General features: G+C 32.9%; 17 protein-coding genes. 12 read left to right on the forward strand and 5 right to left on the reverse strand.

Features of this window, described 5'->3' with window-relative positions:
• Positions 1–336: 336 nt before the first annotated feature.
• Positions 337–1713: an argininosuccinate lyase gene (gene argH / locus CD036_RS05195; protein WP_103388116.1), complete on the reverse strand. Its 1377-nt coding sequence runs from the start codon at positions 1711–1713 to the stop codon at positions 337–339.
• Positions 1706–2908 (reverse strand): argininosuccinate synthase, encoded by a 1203-nt coding sequence (locus CD036_RS05200; protein WP_002509340.1) that lies wholly within the window; start codon positions 2906–2908, stop codon positions 1706–1708. The genes argH and CD036_RS05200 overlap by 8 nt, the downstream gene beginning before the upstream one ends.
• A gap of 336 nt (positions 2909–3244) precedes the next feature.
• On the opposite strand from CD036_RS05200, the gene CD036_RS05205 reads away from it, so the two are divergent.
• The 9 genes from CD036_RS05205 (at position 3245) to CD036_RS05245 (ending at position 16684) form a co-directional block, all read left to right on the forward strand.
• Positions 3245–4576, forward strand: coding sequence for a glucose-6-phosphate isomerase (locus tag CD036_RS05205; protein WP_103388117.1), 1332 nt, complete (start codon positions 3245–3247; stop codon positions 4574–4576).
• A 346-nt stretch (positions 4577–4922) separates the two neighbouring features.
• Positions 4923–5498 carry a TVP38/TMEM64 family protein gene (locus tag CD036_RS05210; RefSeq protein WP_002509338.1) on the forward strand — a complete coding sequence of 192 codons (576 nt, stop codon included), beginning with the start codon at positions 4923–4925 and terminating at the stop codon, positions 5496–5498.
• 4 nt (positions 5499–5502) lie between these two features.
• A complete protein-coding gene (lepB, locus tag CD036_RS05215) occupies positions 5503–6021 on the forward strand; it encodes a signal peptidase I (RefSeq protein ID WP_002509337.1) in 519 nt (172 codons plus the stop codon).
• An 18-nt stretch (positions 6022–6039) separates the two neighbouring features.
• Positions 6040–6612 (forward strand): signal peptidase I, encoded by a 573-nt coding sequence (gene lepB, locus CD036_RS05220; RefSeq protein WP_002509336.1) that lies wholly within the window; start codon positions 6040–6042, stop codon positions 6610–6612.
• A gap of 163 nt (positions 6613–6775) precedes the next feature.
• A complete protein-coding gene (gene addB / locus CD036_RS05225; protein ID WP_103388118.1) occupies positions 6776–10261 on the forward strand; it encodes a helicase-exonuclease AddAB subunit AddB in 3486 nt (1161 codons plus the stop codon).
• On the forward strand, positions 10242–13895 hold the full coding sequence (addA, locus tag CD036_RS05230) for a helicase-exonuclease AddAB subunit AddA (RefSeq protein WP_103388119.1): 3654 nt from the start codon (positions 10242–10244) through the stop codon (positions 13893–13895). Before addB ends, addA begins: the two co-directional genes overlap by 20 nt.
• An 11-nt stretch (positions 13896–13906) precedes the next feature.
• Positions 13907–15046: a DUF418 domain-containing protein gene (locus CD036_RS05235; RefSeq protein WP_002509334.1), complete on the forward strand. Its 1140-nt coding sequence runs from the start codon at positions 13907–13909 to the stop codon at positions 15044–15046.
• A gap of 192 nt (positions 15047–15238) precedes the next feature.
• The gene (locus CD036_RS05240) at positions 15239–16141 is read left to right on the forward strand and encodes a fumarylacetoacetate hydrolase family protein (protein WP_002509333.1); all 903 of its coding nucleotides are present in this window, start codon (positions 15239–15241) and stop codon (positions 16139–16141) included.
• A 150-nt stretch (positions 16142–16291) separates the two neighbouring features.
• Entirely contained in the window at positions 16292–16684 is a 393-nt protein-coding gene (locus CD036_RS05245) for a YisL family protein (protein WP_002509332.1), read from the forward strand.
• A gap of 312 nt (positions 16685–16996) precedes the next feature.
• Here the strand turns inward: CD036_RS05245 and CD036_RS05250 are convergent, their stop codons facing one another.
• Both CD036_RS05250 and CD036_RS05255 read right to left on the reverse strand, forming a co-directional pair.
• Positions 16997–18319 (reverse strand): CoA-disulfide reductase, encoded by a 1323-nt coding sequence (locus CD036_RS05250; protein WP_103388120.1) that lies wholly within the window; start codon positions 18317–18319, stop codon positions 16997–16999.
• Between the two features lie 47 nt (positions 18320–18366).
• A complete protein-coding gene (locus tag CD036_RS05255) occupies positions 18367–19209 on the reverse strand; it encodes a Cof-type HAD-IIB family hydrolase (protein ID WP_103388121.1) in 843 nt (280 codons plus the stop codon).
• A 119-nt stretch (positions 19210–19328) separates the two neighbouring features.
• Between CD036_RS05255 and CD036_RS05260 the strand changes: the two genes are divergently transcribed.
• Positions 19329–19637, forward strand: coding sequence for a metal-sulfur cluster assembly factor (locus tag CD036_RS05260; RefSeq protein ID WP_002509329.1), 309 nt, complete (start codon positions 19329–19331; stop codon positions 19635–19637).
• A 147-nt stretch (positions 19638–19784) separates the two neighbouring features.
• On the opposite strand, the gene CD036_RS05265 is transcribed toward CD036_RS05260, so the two are convergent.
• Positions 19785–20195: an Lrp/AsnC family transcriptional regulator gene (locus CD036_RS05265; protein ID WP_002509328.1), complete on the reverse strand. Its 411-nt coding sequence runs from the start codon at positions 20193–20195 to the stop codon at positions 19785–19787.
• 104 nt (positions 20196–20299) lie between these two features.
• On the opposite strand from CD036_RS05265, the gene CD036_RS05270 reads away from it, so the two are divergent.
• Together CD036_RS05270 and clpB are read left to right on the forward strand one after the other, a co-directional pair.
• Entirely contained in the window at positions 20300–20719 is a 420-nt protein-coding gene (locus tag CD036_RS05270; protein WP_103388122.1) for a carboxymuconolactone decarboxylase family protein, read from the forward strand.
• 193 nt (positions 20720–20912) lie between these two features.
• A complete protein-coding gene (gene clpB / locus CD036_RS05275; protein WP_103388123.1) occupies positions 20913–23522 on the forward strand; it encodes an ATP-dependent chaperone ClpB in 2610 nt (869 codons plus the stop codon).
• The last annotated feature ends 83 nt before the right edge of the window (positions 23523–23605 follow it).

Genomic DNA, 23605 nt, shown 5'->3' on the forward strand with positions numbered 1-23605 from the left:
TAATGTCAGCTTAAAGAATGTTATTACAAAGATGATAATTATCGGTCATTACCGATAACTGCATTATAAATAACTAGATAAGTTGTACATATGTCATTAACACCTAACTTAGCATTTTTAATTTGTGAGGACTTTTAAGGATAGGGGTGTTGAGAGGTGCGAGCGTTATTTACTAGAGAAATAGCTAATACTTAAAATTGCTAAACTACATGCGATAAGACGTTGTGCTGTATTCATAATAGCACTCCTACATTAGCTGTTAAGTTATAAATATTAAACTAAAATAATAAAAGCATAAAAACCATTTCAATAAATGATTTTTATGCTTTTATATAATTATTTCAGTTGTGCTTTAATTTGTTTAATTTGCTGTTTAACTGCTTCTTGACCTGTAGAACCGTAACTAATTCTGCGACTCACGCAGTTTGCAGGTGTTAAGAATGTAAAAATATCATCTTCTATTAATGGATGTGCCTCTTGATATTTTGACAAAGGGACATCAAGTAAATATTTATTATTTTGAATACACCATAATACTAATTTTCCTACGATTTCGTGTGCAGTTCTAAATGGTACATCTTTAGTTACTAAATAATCTGCGAGTTCAGTGGCGTTAGAAAAGTCATTATTCACAGTTTGTTGTAAATGTTCAACGTTAACAGTCATTGAATCGACCATTCCTTCAAAAATACGCAGTGAACCTTTTAATGTATGAAGGGCATCAAACAAACCTTCTTTATCTTCTTGCATATCTTTGTTATAAGCGAGTGGTAATCCTTTCAATGTCATCAACATACTCATTAAATGACCAGTTGTTCTACCAACTTTACCTCTTATAAGCTCTGCCATATCAGGGTTTTTCTTTTGAGGCATAATTGATGAACCAGTTGAAAAAGCATCGGATAACGTCACGAAGTTTGCTTCCGCAGAAGACCAAAAAATAATTTCTTCCGCAAAACGAGACAAGTGAACCATCGTTAATGATATATTATGCAACGTTTCGACAATATAATCACGATCACTTACAGCATCCATACTATTTTCATATAGCGAACTAAACCCTAATAATGATTGAGTTTCATGTCTATCTATTGGATAGGTCGTACCACTTAAAGCAGCAGCACCTAAAGGAGATATGTCTATACGTTTTAAACTATCTTCAAATCGAGATTTATCACGGCTTAACATCCAATAGTAAGTTAATATATGATGTGCAAATGATATAGGCTGCGCTCTTTGTAAATGAGTGTAACCAGGCATGATAGTATCAATATGATTTTCTGCCACTGTTAAAATACTTGTTTGAAAGGAAGTAATCAGTTTAATTAGCTGTTCTACTTCAGCTTTTGTATATAAATGCATATCTGTTGCTACTTGATCATTACGACTACGTCCTGTATGAAGTTTACCTCCAGTGTCACCAATACGCTTAATTAATTCGTGTTCAATGTTTAAATGTATATCTTCTAATGATACATCGAAAGTAATTTGGTTATTTAAATAATCTTGAAGAATGTCATTTAAGCCTTCAATAATTTGTTTGCTTTCATCAGCAGTAATAATTTCTTGGTTTGCCAACATTGTCGCATGTGCAATGCTACCTTGTATATCTTGCTTAATAAGTGTTTTGTCAAAATGAATGGAAGCATTGAATTCATCGACCCAATCTTCTGGTTGTTCGCTGAATCTACCACCCCAAGCTTTCTCACTCATTGTGGTAACCTCCGTGTAGCATAGAGTTGACTTGTGTCGGTAAACCAAAGATTTCAATGAAACCTACTGCTGAATCTTGATTGAAAGCATCTTCTTTTGTATAAGTTGCTAATTTTTCGTTGTATAATGTGTAAGGTGATTTTCTGCCATTGACTATAGCATTACCTTTATAAAGTTTGATTCTTACTTCACCTGTAACATGTTGTTGTGTACTATCGACAAATACTTTTAAGCTGTCTGTTAATGGAGAGAACCATAAAGCATTATACACTTGCTCAGAAAATTGTTTCTCAATAACTGGTTTAAAATGTGCTACATCTTTCGTTAAAGTGATTGTTTCTAACGCTTTATGGGCTTTGATAATTACTTCTGCTCCTGGTGTTTCATATACTTCTCTAGATTTAATACCTACTAATCTATTTTCAACATGGTCGATTCTGCCAATACCATGTTTACCAGCAATTTTGTTTAATTTTAAAATTAATTTACTTAATGACAAGTTTTCACCATTTAAAGCAGTCGGTAATCCTTGTTCAAAAGATAAAATAATTTCTTCTGATTGATTTGGTGTATCTTCTAATTCATTTGTTAAATCAAATGCATCTGTTGGTGGTGCCGCATATGGATCTTCTAAAATACCACATTCGTTACTTCTACCCCATAAATTTTGGTCAATTGAATAGGGAGAGTCTTGTTGGATAGGTACTGGAATATTATGTTTAAGAGCATAATCGATTTCTTCTTCACGGCTCCAAGCCCATTCTCTTACCGGAGCAAAGACTTTTAATTCAGGATTTAGAGCTTTGATTGCTACTTCAAAACGTACTTGGTCATTACCTTTACCTGTACAGCCGTGAGCGATACCAACTGAATTCGTTTTATCTGCAATTTCTACTAATTTTTTAGAAATTAAAGGTCTTGATAATGCAGATACTAAAGGATATGTACCTTCATACATTAAGTTACCTTTGATTGCATATGCTACATACTCATCACTAAATTCTTCAGTAGCATCTATGATATGACATTCAACTGCACCCATATCTAAAGCTTTTTGATAGACGATGTCTAAATCTTTTCCTTCACCAACATCTAAACAACAAGCTACAACATCGTAACCTTTATCTATTAACCATTTTACTGCCACACTTGTATCTAATCCTCCGGAATATGCTAAAACTATTTTTTGTTTCATATTGCCACCTCATTTGTAATTTTTAATCTGTAATTTAATATAACTAAGAATAACAGATAACTAGTGAAAATAAAACCATTTTTTTACATAAATATGCAAAAAGTTGTGAAAGTCGCTCTATTTGCAATTTTGTTGTGATTATTACCATTTTTGTTAGTATTATGTATATATACGTTAAAATTTATGTATAATAAACTGCATATAGCGCAACAATTAATGATATAAAATAATTTTGTTCATTATTAGTATAAGTAACAATGATAGGCTAGTTGTTTGAATAGTCATACTAAACTTAGTAAAATAATAGTGAATTAAAAATTACAGGAGGCAATTTACATGACTCATATTCAGTTAGATTATGGTAAAACTTTAGAATTTTTTGGCAAGCATGAACTTGAGCAACAAAAAGATATCGTAAAATCAATTCATAAAACAATCCATGAGGGTACTGGTGCTGGTAGTGATTTCTTAGGTTGGATCGATCTTCCTGTTGATTATGACAAAGAAGAGTTTTCTCGTATTTTAGAAGCAGCTAAACGTGTTAAAGCACATTCAGACGTATTTGTAGTTATTGGTATTGGTGGTTCATATTTAGGTGCACGTGCAGCTATTGAAATGCTAACACCAGCATTTAGAAATAGTGATGAATATCCTGAAATTGTATTTGTAGGTAATCATTTATCTTCAACATACACTCAAGAGTTAATCCAATATTTAGGTGGTAAAGATTTCTCAGTCAATGTGATATCAAAATCTGGAACAACTACTGAACCAGCAGTTGCATTTAGATTATTTAAACAGTTAGTAGAAGATAAATATGGTAAAGAAGAAGCAAAACAACGTATTTTTGCTACAACTGATAAAGAAAAGGGTGCGCTTAAACAATTAGCTACTAATGAAGGCTATGAAACATTTGTAGTACCAGATGATGTTGGTGGCAGATACTCAGTATTAACTGCAGTAGGTTTATTACCAATCGCAGTTGCAGGTATTGATATCGAAGCGATGATGCAAGGTGCAGCAAAAGCACGTGAAGAATTGTCTTCTGATAATTTAGATGAAAATATTGCGTATCAATATGCAACAATCCGTAATATTTTATACTCAAAAGGTTACACAACAGAAATGTTAATTAACTTTGAGCCTTCTATGCAGTATTTCAATGAATGGTGGAAACAACTTTTCGGTGAATCAGAAGGTAAAGATTATAAAGGCATTTATCCATCAAGTGCAAACTATACAACAGACTTGCATTCATTAGGTCAGTACGTACAAGAAGGTCGTCGTTTCTTATTTGAAACAGTTGTGAAAGTTAACAATCCAAAACACAATATTACTATTGAAGAAGATAGTGATGACTTAGATGGTTTGAACTATTTAGCTGGTAAAACAATTGATGAGGTAAATACGAAAGCATTTGAAGGTACGTTATTAGCACATACAGATGGTGGCGTTCCTAATGTCGTTGTAAATATTCCTAAGCTAGATGAGGAAACATTTGGTTACGTTGTATACTTCTTCGAGTTAGCTTGTGCGATGAGTGGTTATCAATTAGGTGTTAATCCATTTAACCAACCAGGTGTTGAAGCTTATAAACAAAATATGTTTGCGCTATTAGGCAAACCTGGTTTCGAAGACAAAAAACAAGAATTAGAAAACAGACTATAAGTGAAATAACAATTCACGATTAAATAATGTGATGTTATTTTTGATGCAGAGGTTGGGACAAAATGAATTCGTCTCAGCCTCTTTTCATTTTGGCAGTAGCTGACTGTATTGAAAATGCGCTTCAAAGCAAGCTTTTTTCAATACTAGTCATCCTTGCCGGGGTGGGACGACGAAATCATTTTTTCAAAATCAGATTTCTGTCCCACTCCCTTTTCATTATAAGACTATATTAGGATAACGTTCTACTGCTTAAGCATGAATTATGAAGAGAAGATTTCATTATTGTTTTAATTGTTAGCAAGAAGATTTATAATTAAGCATATTAGTAAGAATGGGGATTGATGCAATGACAGTTGAACAGGTACAACAATGGTTTGCGCTATTTGGTGATTTAGGTTATATCGTAGGTTTTTTATTACCATTTATCGAGGCCTTTTTACCTATTTTACCTATAATTGTCTTTGTAATAGTAAATGTTAATGCTTATGGATTAATCATTGGTACCATACTTGCATGGCTAGGAACAGTTTGTGGAAGTTTTATAGTGTTTTGGTCACTTCGCCAACTTGCGCATTTAAAATATATACAACGGGTGAAAGCACGCAAAACGACGCAACGTTTAATTTCTTTTGTTGATCGGCGAGGTGTTATACCTATTTTTATTTTACTCTGTTTCCCTTTCACGCCTAGTGCAGTTGTTAATATAGTAGCAAGCGTTTCACACATTAAGCCACTACATTACTTTTGGGTGTTATTAACATCTAAATTTATTATGATTGGTATGATAGGTTGGCTTGGCAATGATATAACTACATTGTTTACAAATCCAACTAAGATGATTATCGTTATTTGTGTAATTATTATTGTTTGGTTACTTGGTCGAAAGTTAGAACAACATTTTATGCATAATTCTAAGGAGTGACCACGTGAAAAAGTTAGTGAAAAATTTGATTTCTATTATAATAGCGATTATTATAGTTTTATTGATTCAAGCATTCGTTATTACTGGTATAGTCGTTCATAAACAAGGTATGTCGCCTACATTGTCGACGGGAGACCGTCTTATTGTAAATAAAGTAGCACCATTAATAAAGCAATTAGATAATGGTGATATTGTGATGTATCGTCAAAATGATAAGGTAAACGTAAGCAGAATTATTGGAGTACCAGGAGATTCTATCGCTTATAAGAAGGGAACGCTTTATAAAGATGATAGACAAATAAAGGAACCTTATGCTAATAATAGAATAGACGCATTAACCTTACGTAAAATCAAAGGTTCTGAAAGTGATATTGTACCCCCAAATTCATATTTTGTGTTGAATGATCAGCGCCAGCATGATGCTGATTCTCGAAATTATGGTTTTATTCAACAAAAAGACATAGTGGGCAAAGTCGCCTTGAAGTATTATCCTTTAGATGAGTTTACAGTAAACTTTAAATAAATATATGAGGTGTGAAGAGTGAGAAAAGAAATAACAGAATGGATTATATCAATTGTTGTTGCAGTAGCATTAGTGCTATTAATTATTAACTTTGTAGCCAAACCTTACACTGTAAAAGGTGACTCAATGGATCCCACGTTAAAAGATGGAGAACGTGTTATCGTCAACCTATTTGGTTATAAATTTGGTGATATTAAAAAAGGCAATGTAATTGTCTTCCATGCCAACAAAACAGATGATTATGTTAAGCGTGTAATTGGTACACCTGGTGATAAAATTGAATATAAAAAAGATCAATTATATGTAAATGACAAAAAAGTAGATGAACCATATTTAGATTACAATGAGAAACATAAAATGTATGAATATATTACAGGTACGTATAAACCTGAAGACTTTGTCAGAGATGGTAATAAAACAACGATTCCTAAAGGTAAATTACTTGTTTTAGGAGACAATCGTGAAGTGAGTAAAGATAGCCGTTCATTTGGACTTATTGATAATGACCAAGTTGTAGGGAAAGTAGCATTTAGTTTCTGGCCACTAGATGAGTTTAAATTTGGTTTTGATCCTGATACAAAGTATGAATAATAATTGATGATAAATAGGTTAAAAACATAAGAAGAATTGCTAACTAACACAGACGAAGTTTTAGCAATTCTTCTTTCTTTATCTCATAAAATATCAAGAGTAACAGAATAAAAATCTCCTAGTTATGTGTTAAGATATAAGTCAAAAGGAGTGGAGACGAGCGATGGAATTAAATGCTTATGTAGGTAGGGCTGGTACTGGGAAATCATATGCAATGATAGAACAGATAAAAACAGCCATGAAACAAGATCCATTAGGTGATCCTATAATTTTAATTGCTCCTACGCAAAGTACATTTCAATTAGAGCAAACCTTTGTAAAAGACCCAGCATTAAACGGTAGCTTAAGAACTGAAGTTTTACATTTTGAACGTTTGAGCCACCGCGTGTTTCAAGAAGTAGGCGGATTAATGGAACAACAATTATCAAAAGCAGCTACTGAAATGATGATTTATGATATATTACAACAATTTAAGGACGAATTAAGCTTATATAAATCACAAGTTAAATATTATGGTTTTAGCGAAAAATTACACGAACAAATTAAAGATTTTAAAAAGTATAACGTTTCGCCGCAACAGTTAGAAACATACATAGCAGATAATGAATTACAAACACGGACAAAACATAAATTAGAAGATATTGCATTAGTATATAAGCAATTAGAGCAACGCATTGCTGGAGATTACGTCTCTACTGAAGATAGTTTGAATCGTTTTATAGAAGTGATGGGACAGTCACAATGGCTAAAAAGAGCACAAATCTACATTGATGGGTTTCACAACTTTTCAACGTTAGAATATGCAATTATCAAAGCACTTGTTCAACATAGTAAAAGTGTCACTATTCTATTAACTACAGATGGAGATAAAGATCCATTTAGTTTATTCCGCAAGCCTTCGGAAGCATTGACTCATATTGAAACTATTGCACAAGAATTGAATATACCGTTACATAAATCAAATTTCCAAACACAGTACCGGTACCAAAATGCTGATTTAAAAACGTTGGAACACAATTTTAATGCATTACAATATGAACCAACTACGCATCAAGCAGGAGTTCAGATACTTGAAGCATCCAGTATGCGAGAAGAAATTAATGAAGTAGCAAGACAAATTATTAAAGAAAACCGCGATAAAGGTCGTCGTTATCAAGATATTGCAATTCTTTATCGTGATGAAACATATGCATATTTAATGGAATCTATTTTACCACAGTATGATATTCCATTTAATATAGATACGAAAGCGCCCATGACACATCACCCAGTTATGGAAATGATTCGCTCATTAATTGAAGTATTACAAACTCAATGGAATTTTGAGCCTTTGATGCGAGTATTTAAGTCAGGGGTACTAACACAACAATTCAAAGATAGTAATTATTTAATTCATATTTTAGAAAATTTTGTATTAGAACGAGGCATTTACGGTAAACGTTGGATCGATCCACACTATTTTCAAATTGAACAATTTAATAAAATGGGCTTAAAACGCCAACCGTTAACTGACGAAACACGTGAAGCCTATGAGCGTGTGATTAAATTAAAAGATAGCGTAATAAATAAAATATTACAATTTGAACAACATATGAATAATGCTACAACTGCGAGAGCATTTGCGACTGCTTTTTATGAAGCAATGGAAGATTTTCAGTTGCCAAGTCAGTTAATGGCTGAAAGAGACGCCCTAGATTTAGCAGAGCAACATGAAGATGCTGAAACATTAGATCAAGTATGGCAAGGGTTCATTCAAACTTTAGATGATTTAGTCACAGTGTTCGATAATCAAGAAATGTCACAACAGCGATTTTTAGAATTGTTAGACATTGGACTGGATCAGTTAGAGTTTAATATGATTCCACAAACATTAGATCAAGTCAGTATCGGTACAATGGATTTGGCCAAAGTAGATAACAAACAACATGTTTACTTAGTTGGTGTGAACGATGGTGTGTTGCCACAGGCAGTATCGGCATCTAGTTTAATAACGGATGAAGAGAAAAAATACTTCCAAGCAAACGCCGATATAGAATTGAGTCCCACAGCTGACATATTACAAATGGATGAAGCATTTGTATGTTATATAGCAATGACTCGTAGTACCGAAGCAGTTACTTTTTCATATAGTTTAATGGGTGTTAAAGGGGACGAAAAAGAAGCAAGTCCTTTTATTCAACAAATACAGTCACTATTTTCAAACTTAGAAATTGAAAATATTTCACATTTACATCAAGCGCAACCATTGACGTTAATGCAACATCCACACCAAACTAAAATTGCCTTATTCGAAGCATTAAAATCATGGCTCAATGAAGAAATAGTAGCAGAAACATGGCTTGATACGTATCAAGTTATGTATCGAGATGAACGTTTAAATGAAGGTTTGGATTATTTATTAACTGCACTTACTTACGATAATGAAACAGCTCAATTAGATAATGAATTGGCACAGTCATTGTATGGCAAATCTATAAATGCTAGTGTATCTAGATTTGAAGGCTATCTAGCTTGTCCATTTAAACATTTTGCTTCACATGGTTTGAGGTTAAATGAGCGTACAAAATATAAATTGCAAAATTTTGACTTGGGGGATATTTTCCACCAAGTGCTAAAATATATTTCTGACAAAGTACAAGGCGAGTTTAAACAGTTAACGCAGCAACAAATTCAACGATTAACTACGCAAGCGTTACAAGTGATACTGCCAGAGGTACAATTCAATGTATTAAATTCAACAGCATATTACCGTTATTTATCACAACGTATTGGAGCAATCGTTGAAACAACATTAACGGCTTTACAATATCAAGGGAGCCATACAAAGTTTCTTCCACAACGATTTGAAGCGGGATTCCGTAAAAATCCACGTAGTAATGACGAATTGTATGCAGAACCATTAATTACTAAGCAAGGTATTCCAATTAATATTAGAGGACAAATTGACCGTATCGATACTTACACAGAAGGTGCGGAAAGTTTTGTTAATATTATTGATTATAAGTCTTCGAAGTATAGTGGAACATTAGATTTAACAAAAGTATATTATGGTATGCAAATGCAAATGATGACATATATGGATATTGTTTTACAAAATAAAAATCGTTTAGGTTTAACTAATGCAACAAAACCTGGTGGATTGCTTTACTTCCATGTGCATGAACCACGTATTAAATTAGCTTGGAAAGAGTTAACTGAGGATAAAAGAAATAGTGAATTTATAAACTCATTTAAATTAAATGGGTTATTAAATAGTGACAGTACTGCTTTACATGCCTTTGATACACGACTAGAACCAAGTTTTGTCTCTGACATCGTACCAGTGGCTTTAAAGAAAGATGGTGGCATTAGAAGTAATAGTAAAGTTGCTGATGAAGACACTATTTATAAATTTATTGCACGGAATAAACGTAATTTTATCGAAACGGCTTCGAATATTATGGACGGTCATACAGAAATTGCACCTTTAAAATATGATCAAACCTTACCATGTCAATATTGTAACTATAAATCAGTGTGTCATGTAGATGGCATGATTGATCAAAAACGTTATCGTCACGTTGATGAATCGATAAATCCACTTGATGCAATACATGCTGATGATATAGAAGATGAAGGAGATATCACTAATGAATCAGATTCCGAATAAACCTACTGATGCACAATGGACCGATAATCAGTGGAAAAGTATCTATGCTAAAGGGCAAGATATACTAGTGGCAGCAGCAGCTGGCTCTGGTAAAACTGCTGTATTAGTAGAGCGTATTATTCAACGTATTATTACGGATGGTATCGATGTAGACAGATTATTAGTAGTAACCTTTACTAATGCCAGTGCTCGTGAAATGAAAGCACGTGTGGAACAGCGTATCAAAGAGGCGTCATATGATGATCCAAATAATACACATTTAAAAAATCAACGTATTAAAATTCATCAAGCACAAATATCGACGCTACATAGTTTTTGTTTGAAGTTAATTCAGCAACATTATGATGTGTTAGATATAGATCCTAATTTTAGAACGAGTAGCGAAGCGGAAAACATACTACTGCTAGAACAAACTATAGATGAAGTGTTAGAAACACATTATGATCAATTGGATCCACATTTTGTAGATTTAACAGAACAACTGTCGTCAGATCGTAATGATGAAGCATTTAGAAACATGATTAAACAAATGTACTACTTTAGTATTGCTAATCCTAGCCCACGTACATGGTTGCAATCATTATCATATCCTTATGAAAATGATGACGCACAACAACAATATTTAACGTTACTTAATGACTTAGCAATGATTTTTATCACTTCAGCGCAAGAAGCATTAAATAAAAGTTATGATCTATTTATGATGCTCGAAGCTGTAGATAAACAAGTCGCAGTTATAGATCAAGAAAGACGTTTTATGGCGGAAGTTATAGAAGGTGGGCAACTGAATACAGAACAATTAGTTAATCATCAATTTGAAGCACGCTTTCCTGCCAAAAATAAGGCAATTAAAGAAGCAAACGAGATGATGATTGACGTTTATGATGACGCCAAAAAGTATTATGATCAATACAAAGCATTTGTTACTAAGGTTAAAGAAGATTATTTTGCGCGTTCCGCAAGTGATTTAACGGCTGAAATGAAAAAATTAGCACCACGTGTAGAATATTTGGCAACAATTACGACTGATGTAATAGAGCAATTCAATCATAAAAAGCGAAGTAGAAACTTGGTAGACTTTTCAGATTATGAACATTTTGCATTGCAAATTCTAATGAATGAAGATGGAACTATATCTGAAATTGCACAGAACTTAAGTGATCAAATAGACGAAATTCTTGTGGATGAATATCAAGATACTAATAGAGTGCAAGAAAAAATTCTATCGTGTATCAAAAAAGGTGATGCGCATAATGGAAACCTCTTTATGGTAGGAGACGTTAAACAGTCTATCTATAAATTCAGACAAGCAGATCCTAGTCTTTTTATTGAAAAATATAATGATTTTTCGTTAGACGGTAGTAGCAGTGGTTTACGTATAGATTTATCGCAAAATTTTAGATCTCGTCCAGGCGTTTTGCACACTACAAACTATCTGTTTGATCATATGATGGATGAAGCGGTGGGTGAAATTGTCTATGATCAAGCTGCTCGTTTATATAATGGTGCACCGTATGATGATCAGCCGATGCCACTTCAGTTAAATACATTAGTAGAGGATGCACAATCAGGATTAACAGGAACGGAACAAGAAGCTGAATATATCGTGCAACAAGTTCAAACTATTATGAATGAACGCGAAGTGTATGATATGAAAACACAAAGTTATCGTAAACCTTCATATAAAGATATTGTCATTTTAGAGCGAACATATGGTCAAGCAAGACGATTACAACAAGCATTTAAAGATCATGATATACCTTTTCATGTGAATAGTAAGGAAGGTTATTTTGAGCAAACAGAAGTGCGCCTTATATTGTCATTTTTACGAACAGTTGATAATCCATTACAAGATATTTATCTAGTAGGACTAATGCGTTCTGTCATTTACCAATTTACAGAGGTGGAGCTCTCTAATATTCGTGTCTTTAGCCCGAATGATGATTACTTTTACCAATCAATCGAACAGTATATGAAGCACGAATTGGCTAACAAAAGGCTCGTTAAAAAATTGCAACGTTTTATGGATGATATTGCGGCATATCAAATATATAGTCAACATCATCCTGTGTATCAATTGATTGATAAATTTTATAATGATCATTTTGTTATTCAGTATTTTAGTGGGTTAATTGGTGGTAAAGGGCGACGCGCTAATTTATATGGTTTATTTAATAAAGCAGTCGAATTTGAAAATACAAGTTTTCGTGGATTATACCAATTTATCCGTTTCATTGATGAATTAATTGAACGTGGAAAAGATTTCGGTGAGGAAAATGTTATTGGTCCGAATGATGATGTCGTTCGAATGATGACTGTCCATAGTAGTAAAGGATTAGAATTTCCATTTGTTATCTATTCAGGACTATCGAAACAATTTCGAAAAAATGATTTAACTAAACAAATTATTTTAAATCAACAATATGGTATTGGAATGCAATATTTTGATGTAGCTACTAATATTACATTTCCATCACTCGCGTCTGTGACTATAAAAGCTATAGCGGAAAAAGAATTGATCTCTGAAGAAATGCGATTGATTTATGTAGCATTGACACGTGCCAAAGAGCAATTATTTTTAATAGGTAGAGTTAAAGATGAAGCTGATTTAGATAAACTCGTCCAAACTGTAGTTTCTGACAATCATTTACCTGTTAGTTATAGGTTAACTGCCCAAAGGCCAATTGAATTAATTTATCCTATATTAGCGAAATATCAATCTTCTGAGTTACCTAGGGAATTGAGATTTGAAAATCAGATAACTGACTTACCTGTAGAATTGCAACCACGTGTGACATTGAATGTTGACCATTACGAAGATATTGCTAATGAAACGGAGCATAGTACTAATAGCGCACGTTCGGTTACTGATATTGTAAACAGTGAAGCTAACCAAGAACAACAGCAACAAATATATCATCAGTTAGCTTATGAATATCCTTATCCAAAAGATATTGTTAAAGCGTCTAAACAATCAGTATCTGAATTAAAGAGACAATTAGAAACAGAAGAAGCAGGCACAAATTATGATCGTGTTAGACAGTATAGCATTGGTTCTGCTGCGTATGAGCGTCCAGCATTTTTAGCACAAAATGTAAAACGACGAGCAAACGAAATCGGAACACTAATGCATACAGTGATGCAACATTTACCATTTCAAGAAGGTGGTTTAACTGAAAGCGAGTTAGACCAATATTTAGATCAATTAGTTGCTAAAAATATTATAGCTGAAGCAGATAAAAATGATGTCAATATTGGTGAAATTATCCAATTTACACACAGTGAATTATATAACACAATAACACATAGTGATTATATTTTTAGGGAACTACCATTTATTGTCAATCAAAGTAAAGTAGATCAAAACTTTGATGAAGATGAAGATATTTCAATTATTCAAGGTATGATTGATCTTATTTTTGTCAAAGATAATCAATATTATTTTGTAGATTATAAGACAGATGCATTTAATAGGAGACGAGGCATGACTGACCAAGAAATAGGTGAGCAATTACGGCAACGTTATAAAATACAAATGACCTATTACCAAAAAACACTAGAAACCATATTAGACAAACAAGTAAAAGGCTATTTGTATTTCTTTAAATATGGTCAACTTTCGATAGAGGATTAAGGAGGATTGTCATGAATCGTCCACAGCGATTATTTGAGTTAGACGCACTACGTGGTATGAGTTTGCTAGGTATTGTGCTTATGAATATTTTGATTTTCAGTTTTCCGTACGACAATATTGATTTAACAAAACATTTATCTGGTTTTGATGTAACCATTATTAGAAGTGTCAAATTAATTATCATCAGTTCATTTTATCCAATTTTTACATTTTTATTCGGTTATGGACTGGCAATTATGTATCAAAATACACAGCGTAAACAACTACGCTTTTATCCAATTATTTACCGACGCTTATTTTTTTTATTAGTAGTTGGATTACTGCATGGCTATTTTATATTCAGTGGAGATATCTTATTTACGTATGCAGTAACAGGAATGGTTGCAGTGCTATTAATAAAGTTATCAAAAAATACTCTAACAAGTATTGCATTAATTTTATTTATGGTGAAAATCATAGTGATACTAATGCCAGTCGTTATTTTACATGCTATGTATGGTCCTGATAACTCTTTCAATATGTTAAGCCATAGCGTACAAGACCTTATTAACAGTCGTCAAAGTAGTAGTTATTTAGATTTCTTACCTATTAATATGGAAGAAAATAATTATTCCATTTTAGATACTTTAACAATATCTGCTATATTTGAATTTTTACCGTACATTTTAATTGGAATAGCAGCACAAAAATTTGACTTAATTTCACATATTAGAGCAGTACCACAAAAATATTTAAAATGGGGAATTTTGGCAATTGTAGTTGGCTATATTTATAAACTACCAAGTGTAATTTATTATGCTGATGAGACGTATAAATTAGTATCATCATTATTAGCAGGTCCAATTGTGGCTACTGGTTACATTTTAGTATTTTGTTATTTATGTCAAACAGTCAAAGGAAAAAACTGGCTGTCTGTGTTCGCTTTTCCAGGAAAACTGAGTATGAGTGTATATTTAACACAAAGTATTATCTTTTTATATATTTATACAGGTGCTGGTTTCGGTTTATACAATAAATTAACCTTAGCTCAATCTTATACACTCGCAATTTTAGTGTATATGGTTCAACTGGTAGTAAGTTATTTATATTTAAAACGTTATAAACAAGGATCGTTTGAATGGATTTGGCGTAAATTTACCTACTTGAAATAAGGTGATGATTGGTATAGCGCTCTTAGGAAAATTTTTTAAGAGCTTAATGATTTTAAAGAAAGACAAGTTGGCATGCCATCAAATTTTTTAAAGAAAATGAATATTTAGATTATTCCTTATTCATTTATTTGTTATTTAAGCGTAAATTTAGTTATAATATGAATTAAGATACAGATGAGGAGCTGATATTGAATGAAATTTCTATCATTCAGACATGAAGGACATACATCTTTCGGTGTTAAGGTAAAACGTGAAGAAGCCGCATGGAATTTGAAACACGTCTTTGCAGACTTCGCGGAAGGTGAGTTTAATCCCAAAACATTATTACAAGGTTTACAACAAAACCAAACAGTAGATTTTCAAGAACAAGTGAGAAAAGCAGTTGTTGCTGCTGAAGACAGTGGACAAGCTGAGCAATATAAAGTGCCATTTTCTGAACTTGAATTTTTACCGCCTGTAACACCGACAAATAATGTGATTGCTTTTGGACGTAATTATAAAAAACATGCAGATGAGTTGAATAATGAAGTACAACGTTTATATGTATTTACTAAAGCCGCATCATCTTTAGCTGGTGATAATAGTACGATACCTAACCATCAAGATATTACTTCAGAATTAGATTACGAAGGTGAATTAGGTATTGTCATTGGAAAAGCTGGAGAAAAAATCCCTAAAGGTCTTGCTTTAGATTATGTATATGGTTATACCATCATTAATGATATTACTGATCGTACGGCTCAAAATAAGCATGCACAAGCCTTTCTATCTAAAAGTTTGACTGGTGGTTGTCCAATTGGTCCTTATATTGTTACCAAAGATGAATTACCGACACCAGAAGATGTTAATATCGTGACTAAAGTAAACAATGAAATTCGTCAAGATGGTAATACATCTGAAATGATTTTAAAAATTGATGAATTAATTGAAGAAATTTCTAAATATGTAGCATTGCACCCAGGAGATATTATTGCTACTGGTACGCCAGCAGGTGTTGGCGCGGGCATGAACCCTCCTCAATTTTTACAGCCTGGTGACGAAGTCAAAGTGACAATCGATAACATAGGTACATTAACTAACTTTATTGAAAAATAAGAATTAAAAAAGAGACAAAGTTTTTAGGTAATAAATTTCACCTAAAAACTTTGTCTTTTTTTATTTGATATGATGATAGTTCAACGATTGTGTATTAATTAATGTATGATAAAATAAATATGAAATTATAAAATTGTGTGGAGGGATAGCATGATACACATGCATATATTAAGTTGGGTAGTTGCAATTATTTTATTTTTTGCAGCGTACTTCAACTTTTCAGAAAAGCAAGGTGCAACACCATATTTTAAACCTATTCATATGTTATTAAGAGTTTTTATGGTCTTAGTTTTATTTAGTGGTTTATGGTTACTTATTCAAGAGTTTTCTTCGGGTTCACAAGGTGGCGGACACATGTTACTAACGTTAAAAATGGTAGGTGGTATTGCTTCAGTAGCATTAATGGAAACTGCATTAATTAAGCGTAAAAAAGGGCAAGCCAGTCATGGCATTTTATGGGCTACTATTATTGTAATTATCATTACTATGTTATTAGGCATCATTTTACCTTGGGGACCAATTTCTCAACTATTTGGTATGTAATAATGAATAGCAATGACCAAAGAAGCTGAGTTTTATATTTTAAACACAACTCAATTAAATAAAATTAGTTTCAGACTGTCTACAGAGTCTCTGGCTTTGTTGGCAGTTTTTTTATGCACGCTTTCCGTGGCACTGACTAAGCCTGTAGTCTGCGACGAGTGCTCTTCCCGCAGGAGTCGGCATAAACTACTGCTAATATTCCATAAAAATAATATCTAACTAGAACATAAATAAACCCTTCGCAAATTAATGCGAAGGGTCTATCTACGTTCTGAAATACCTCAAGTATCAATAATGTTTGCGATGTATTTATTATTTATTGCGTGCTTTATAACCAATCATATTGATTAAGTCTTTAGGATGGCTATATGGTGGCGCATAAGCTACTTCAATATCTGTTAAATCATCTACTGTCATCTGATTAGCCATTGCTACGGATAAAGTATCAATACGTTTATCGACACCAGCTTTACCTACTGCTGCTGCTCGTAATAGTTGGCGTGTATTTTTATCAAAATAAACACGTAAGTGAATTTTTGTGTTTCCTGGGTAATAACCAGCATGTTTACCTTGTTTAAGCTCAACCATACTATAGTCAAAATATTTTAATTCATTAGGTGTCACACCTACGCTCGCAAATGTATAATCAAAAAACTTAACAATATTACTGCCTAAAAATCCTTTGAATTGAATTTGTGGATTACCGGCAATTTGTTCTGCGATAATACTCGCTGCACGATGAGCACCCCACGCAAGTGGTACGTGTGCTTGTAAATCGACATGACGATAACGTGAAGTAATAATATCACCGAGTGCATAGATATTTTCGATATTCGTTTCAAATTTATCATTAACAGGAATATAGCCGTGGCTATCTAAAGTAACATTTGACGCTTTAATAAAGTTTGAGTTTGGCTCAACACCCACACCAGTAATGACGAGGTCAAAGTCTTCGTGGTGGCCTGATTTAAAATACACAGTTTTGCCTTTAATGGTATCTATTTCTTCATTGAAATGATAAGTTATATTACGCTCTTTCAATGATTCGATGATAGGTTCGTTCATATCATTATCCATTAATTTATTAATATGCTCAGAACGATGTATTAATGTAGGTGTAATTCCACGTTCATACAAATTATCTAACACTTCTAAACTGATATAACCGGCACCAACTATTAACGCACGTTGGACTTGATTGTCTTGTATAAAGGACTCAATGGCATCAGTATCTTCCATATTGCGTAGAGTAAAGACTATGTCATTATCAAGAGGAAGTGAACGTGCACTACATCCAGGGCTTAAAATTAATGTATCATAGTTAACATGAAAGACTTCATCTTTTTGATAGTCATGCACAGTAACAGTTTGGTTATCATCATTAATAGCTATAACTTCATGATAGGGCTTAACTGTTATTTGTTTAGCATTATAAAAAGCTTCGGGAGTTGCTTCGAGTATTGCATCACGTGATTCGACAATGTTTCCTAAATAATAAGGCAAGCCACAATTAGCAAAACTCATATCACGATCTTTTTCAAAGACTGTGATTTCACTATTATGATCCAAACGTCTAATTTGACTCGCGACAGTTGCACCACCTGCAACCGCACCAACTACAACAATGTGATTCATAATATTTTCGGCCTCCTTATTGAGTAATATTTGTATAACCTCGATAGTTAGATACGTGAATTTATAACTTGTTCATAAGCGATGTTTAAATTGAAAAATTCATTAAGATAACGGCCGATACCATCATCATTGTTAGAATAAGTAACATGATTTGAAACATGTTTTAGTTCGTCTAAACCATTTTCCATTGCAACGCCATGTTGTGCATATTTAATCATTTCTAAGTCGTTATCCTCATCGCCAAATGCAATAATATTGGAGCGTTCAATATCAAGGTAAGATTTAACCGCATCTATACCTCTAGCTTTACTAATATTTTTACCCACTATTTCAATAACAGGAAATGGTGATCCCCAACGACGATGTTCAATGCTTTCAGCATAAAAGCGTGATAGCATTTGTTTAATTCGTGGAATCATAACTTCTTCTGCTTCAACTAAAATCGACGTTGGTGAAGCAGTTAGTGTTTGTAATAAATCTCCAGTTTCAACAGTAGGGCTGCCCATTGAAAAACCATCAAATAATTTTTGGTCAAAGTTATCAATAAAAACATGATCTTTGATTTCAGCAATAATATTACTGACACCATAGTCTTTCAATGATTGAATAATGCTTGTAGCAAGCTCTAAATCTAATTCTTCATGAACTGATCTAAAATTGTCATCTTTTGGATGATGTACATATGCTCCGTTAAAATTGACTACAGGTGTGTTCATATTCAATTCATGGTAATAAGTTTGACTAGCACGATAAGGACGCCCAGTAGCAATCATTAGTTTGTGTCCCTGTGCTTGTAATGTGTTAAGTATTGTTTTTGTATAAGGTGAAATCTGTTTATCATCGTTTAATAAAGTACCATCTAAATCTAAACAAATTAAATAAGGTTTCATATATGTCTCCTTAAGTTGATATTAAAATTTAATGTAACAATATCATAGCATTTTATTGGCGTTTTGTAAGATATTTGATATATTGTTAATTAAGATTAATTACGAAGAGGTGATTACAAATGGATGAAGGACTTAAAGATAGTATTTTAAATGCCTTAGAGATGGTTATCGACCCAGAGCTTGGTATTGATATAGTTAATTTAGGCTTAGTATATAATGTAGATGTAGATGATGAAGGATTATGTACCGTTGAAATGACATTGACTTCTATGGGATGTCCAATGGGACCTCAAATTATAAATCAAATTAAAATGGTATTAGCTGAAATACCTGAAATTGCAGATACTGAAGTTAATGTTGTATGGAGCCCGCCTTGGGATAAAGATAAAATGTCTCGTTATGCTAAAATTGCATTAGGCATTGGCTAAGCTCAATTTTTAGTAAAGACTTAATTATGTTCATAGATGTTTAGACATCATTGGACATGTTAAGTCTTTTTTTGTTGGAGAAAATTAAATATCAATTGAGTTATGATAAAACCAATCCGAAAGGTGAATAGCCATTCGAGATTGGTTTTATTTAACTTGTGACAAAATAAATTGTGTGTGCGTGTGACCATAACGTTGCATATCATCGATACATTGTTCAACTGCTGACATTGATTGAAAATGCATTTTAACTAAAAAGCAAGATGAACCAGAAACTCTATAACAAAAATCAACATCAGATTGGTTATTAATAAAAAGTTTGAAGTCTTTATATAAATTATTTTTAATAGTAATGTGCATAATAACTTCAATAGTATAACCTAACAAAGTGTAATCAATGTCAATTGTATATTTTTTAATAATACCGGTCTCTAAGAGTTTATTGATTCGTTCACGTACTGAAGGTGATGATAAATGTACAAGGTCACTCAATTCAGACAACGATATTTTACTATTCGTTTGTAGCACAGAAATGATTTTATTGTCGATTACGTCCATGAATAATAATACCTCAAATAATAAAGTTTTTATTAATTATACCTAATAAAACATAAGGATGAAAGACGTTTAGTTATATAAACTTCATAATAGGAGGTGGACATATGACTTTAATAAAATTAAGTGAATTAGGTGAAACACCGTATCAACAATTACTAGGTCATAACGAACAATTATTACAGAGTTGGACAACATTAGCCCAAACGATTGAACAAAACTTACATTTACAACCTAAAGTGGTGGAGGAAATTAGAAGAATGTTGGCACACCAAAGTGGTTGTTCATATTGTAAGAGCAAAGGAAAACCAGAAGGTAGTAAAGCACAATTTAATCCAAAAGAACTGACAGCAATTGGTTTTACAGAAGTATATATGACAATGGGGACGAACATACCTGATTATCTATTTCAGGAGCTTTATAAAGTAATGACTGACGAAGAAATCATCATGTTGATAGCGTATATTCAGTTCACGGAGTGTCAGCAAAAATTTGGCGCATTGGTACAATTGGAAGCTACTGATTAATTTGATGCCACGATTTCGATTAAATTTGTACTAATTTGTGTATAACAAAAAAGAGAAAATTAGCGGCATACGAATGATGTTTTTTAGTTGATATTAGCAACAGAAAGGTATATAATTTAATTAAGGTCAAAGAAAGTCAAAGTCAAAGATAGTTAACCTTGACCTACACTTAATGATACAGGGGTGAGTTTATTTGGATATTAATCAAATGACCTATAAAGTACAAAGTGTTTTACAACAAGCTATTGAAATCGCTAAAAACTATGAAAACCAAAATATTGAAATTGAAGCTATATTAAAAGCAGCCTTAACAGAATCGGATAGTTTATTTAAAAATGTTTTAGATAGAGCAAATATTGATACTGAAAGTTTAGCACTACAGTATGATAGTAAATTAAGTAATTATCCAACTGTACAAGGTGAACATGTGCAATATGGGCAATATATAAGTCAAAACGCTAATAAATTATTGAATACAGCAGAACAATATATGAACACATATGAAGATGAATATATTTCAATGGAACATTTGTTGTTAGCAGCAATGGAAGTAGACAGTATTACACGTGAAGCAATAGGTAACAAACAAGAAGTTATTACAGAAATTATTAAAAAAGTTAGAGGAGGAAACCATGTGACAACACAAAATCCAGAAGTAAATTTTGAAGCCTTAGAAAAATATGGCCGTGACCTTGTTGAAGAAGTAAGACAAGGGAATATGGATCCAGTCATTGGTAGAGATGAAGAAATACGAAATGCTATACGTATTTTAAGTAGAAAAACTAAAAATAATCCAGTATTAATTGGTGAACCAGGTGTTGGTAAAACTGCAATTGTTGAAGGCCTAGCCCAAAGAATTGTACGTAAAGATGTACCTGATTCTTTGTTAGATAAGACTATTTTTGAATTGGATTTAAGTGCATTAGTTGCAGGCGCAAAATACCGTGGTGAATTCGAAGAGCGCTTAAAAGCAGTGTTAAAAGAAGTTAAAGAATCAGATGGCCGAATCATATTATTTATTGATGAAATTCATATGTTAGTTGGTGCAGGTAAAACAGAAGGCGCGATGGATGCCGGTAACATGTTAAAACCTATGTTAGCTCGTGGCGAACTTCATTGTATTGGGGCAACAACTTTAAATGAATATCGTGAATATATTGAAAAAGATTCTGCTTTAGAGCGTCGTTTCCAAAAAGTAAATGTATCAGAACCAGATGTAGAAGATACTATTTCAATTTTACGTGGACTTAAAGAACGTTATGAAGTATATCATGGTGTACGTATTCAAGACCGTGCACTCGTCGCAGCAGCAGAACTGTCTGATCGTTATATTACTGATCGTTTTTTACCGGATAAAGCAATTGATCTTGTTGACCAAGCCTGTGCAACGATTCGTACTGAGATGGGTTCGAACCCTACAGAATTAGATCAAGTTAATCGTCGTGTAATGCAATTAGAAATTGAAGAAAGTGCATTGAAAAATGAATCTGATAATGCAAGTAAACAAAGATTACATGAATTGCAAGAAGAATTAGCGAATGAAAAAGAAAAGCAAAGTGCCATTCAGTCACGTGTTGAACAAGAAAAAGAAAAAATTGCGAAACTACAAGAAAAACGTACTGAATTAGATGAAAATAGAAAGGCGTTAGAAGACGCAGAAAATAATTATAATCTTGAACGTGCTGCTGAATTGAAACATGGTAAAATTCCTGAATTAGAAAAAGAATTAAGAGATTTAGAGGAAGCTTTTCAAGATGAACAAAATGAAGACAATGAGCGTATCATTCGTGAAATCGTATCAGATGAAGAAATAGGCGATATTGTAAGTTCATGGACTGGTATTCCAGTATCCAAATTAGTAGAAACAGAACGCGAAAAATTATTGAATTTATCAGAAATATTGCATCAACGCGTAGTAGGTCAAGACAAAGCAGTAGATTTAGTATCTGATGCTGTAGTAAGAGCTAGAGCAGGTATTAAAGATCCTCAAAGACCGATAGGGAGCTTTTTATTTTTAGGTCCTACAGGTGTAGGGAAAACAGAATTAGCTAAGTCTTTAGCATCGACATTATTTGATTCAGAAAAACATATGATTCGTATAGATATGAGTGAATATATGGAGAAACACTCTGTGTCTCGTCTTATTGGAGCGCCTCCAGGTTATGTGGGTCATGACGAAGGTGGACAATTGACAGAAGCGGTTCGCCGCAATCCATACTCAGTAATTTTGCTTGATGAAATTGAAAAGGCACATTCAGACGTCTTTAACGTATTATTGCAAATATTAGATGAAGGACGCTTAACTGATTCCAAAGGGCGAAGTGTTGATTTCAAAAATACGATTATCATTATGACAAGTAATATTGGTTCTCAAGTATTGTTAGAACAAGTGAAAGATACAGGTTTCATTACTGAAGCTACAGAAAAAGCAGTGATGGATAGTTTAAACCAATATTTCAAACCAGAAATTTTAAATAGAATGGATGACATTGTATTATTTAAACCATTATCTGTAGAAGATATGGGTCATATTGTTGATAAACTATTAGCACAGTTAAATAACAGATTGTTAGACCAACGTATAACAATTAAAGTGTCACCAGAAGCACAAGCATGGCTAGGTAGTGAAGCCTACGAACCACAATTTGGTGCGAGACCATTAAAACGCTTTATACAATCACAAATTGAAACACCATTGGCACGAACAATGATTAGAGAAAATTTACCTGAAGGAACTACTGTACAAGTTGATTTAACAGATGATGGCTTAACATTTAATATAGTTGAACCACAAAGTATGTAAAGACACAATAAACAAGAGGGAGTGGGACGGAAATCTGATTTTGGAAAAATGATTTCGTCATCCCACCCCGGCAAGGATGACTA

The sequence above is a fragment of the Staphylococcus arlettae genome (genome assembly GCF_002902345.1).
Lineage (GTDB): Bacteria > Bacillota > Bacilli > Staphylococcales > Staphylococcaceae > Staphylococcus > Staphylococcus arlettae.

What these genes read in the sequence shown, in the direction of transcription:
- CD036_RS05255 (WP_103388121.1), bottom strand. Translation starts at nt 19,209, where the DNA reads ATGAAACCTTATTTAATTTGTTTAGATTTAGATGGTACTTTATTAAAC.
- addA (WP_103388119.1), top strand. Translation starts at nt 10,242, where the DNA reads ATGAATCAGATTCCGAATAAACCTACTGATGCACAATGGACCGATAAT.
- CD036_RS05250 (WP_103388120.1), bottom strand. Translation starts at nt 18,319, where the DNA reads ATGAATCACATTGTTGTAGTTGGTGCGGTTGCAGGTGGTGCAACTGTC.
- CD036_RS05200 (WP_002509340.1), bottom strand. Translation starts at nt 2,908, where the DNA reads ATGAAACAAAAAATAGTTTTAGCATATTCCGGAGGATTAGATACAAGT.
- CD036_RS05240 (WP_002509333.1), top strand. Translation starts at nt 15,239, where the DNA reads ATGAAATTTCTATCATTCAGACATGAAGGACATACATCTTTCGGTGTT.
- argH (WP_103388116.1), bottom strand. Translation starts at nt 1,713, where the DNA reads ATGAGTGAGAAAGCTTGGGGTGGTAGATTCAGCGAACAACCAGAAGAT.
- CD036_RS05205 (WP_103388117.1), top strand. Translation starts at nt 3,245, where the DNA reads ATGACTCATATTCAGTTAGATTATGGTAAAACTTTAGAATTTTTTGGC.
- CD036_RS05235 (WP_002509334.1), top strand. Translation starts at nt 13,907, where the DNA reads ATGAATCGTCCACAGCGATTATTTGAGTTAGACGCACTACGTGGTATG.
- CD036_RS05265 (WP_002509328.1), bottom strand. Translation starts at nt 20,195, where the DNA reads ATGGACGTAATCGACAATAAAATCATTTCTGTGCTACAAACGAATAGT.
- CD036_RS05270 (WP_103388122.1), top strand. Translation starts at nt 20,300, where the DNA reads ATGACTTTAATAAAATTAAGTGAATTAGGTGAAACACCGTATCAACAA.
- CD036_RS05245 (WP_002509332.1), top strand. Translation starts at nt 16,292, where the DNA reads ATGATACACATGCATATATTAAGTTGGGTAGTTGCAATTATTTTATTT.
- addB (WP_103388118.1), top strand. Translation starts at nt 6,776, where the DNA reads ATGGAATTAAATGCTTATGTAGGTAGGGCTGGTACTGGGAAATCATAT.
- CD036_RS05210 (WP_002509338.1), top strand. Translation starts at nt 4,923, where the DNA reads ATGACAGTTGAACAGGTACAACAATGGTTTGCGCTATTTGGTGATTTA.
- CD036_RS05260 (WP_002509329.1), top strand. Translation starts at nt 19,329, where the DNA reads ATGGATGAAGGACTTAAAGATAGTATTTTAAATGCCTTAGAGATGGTT.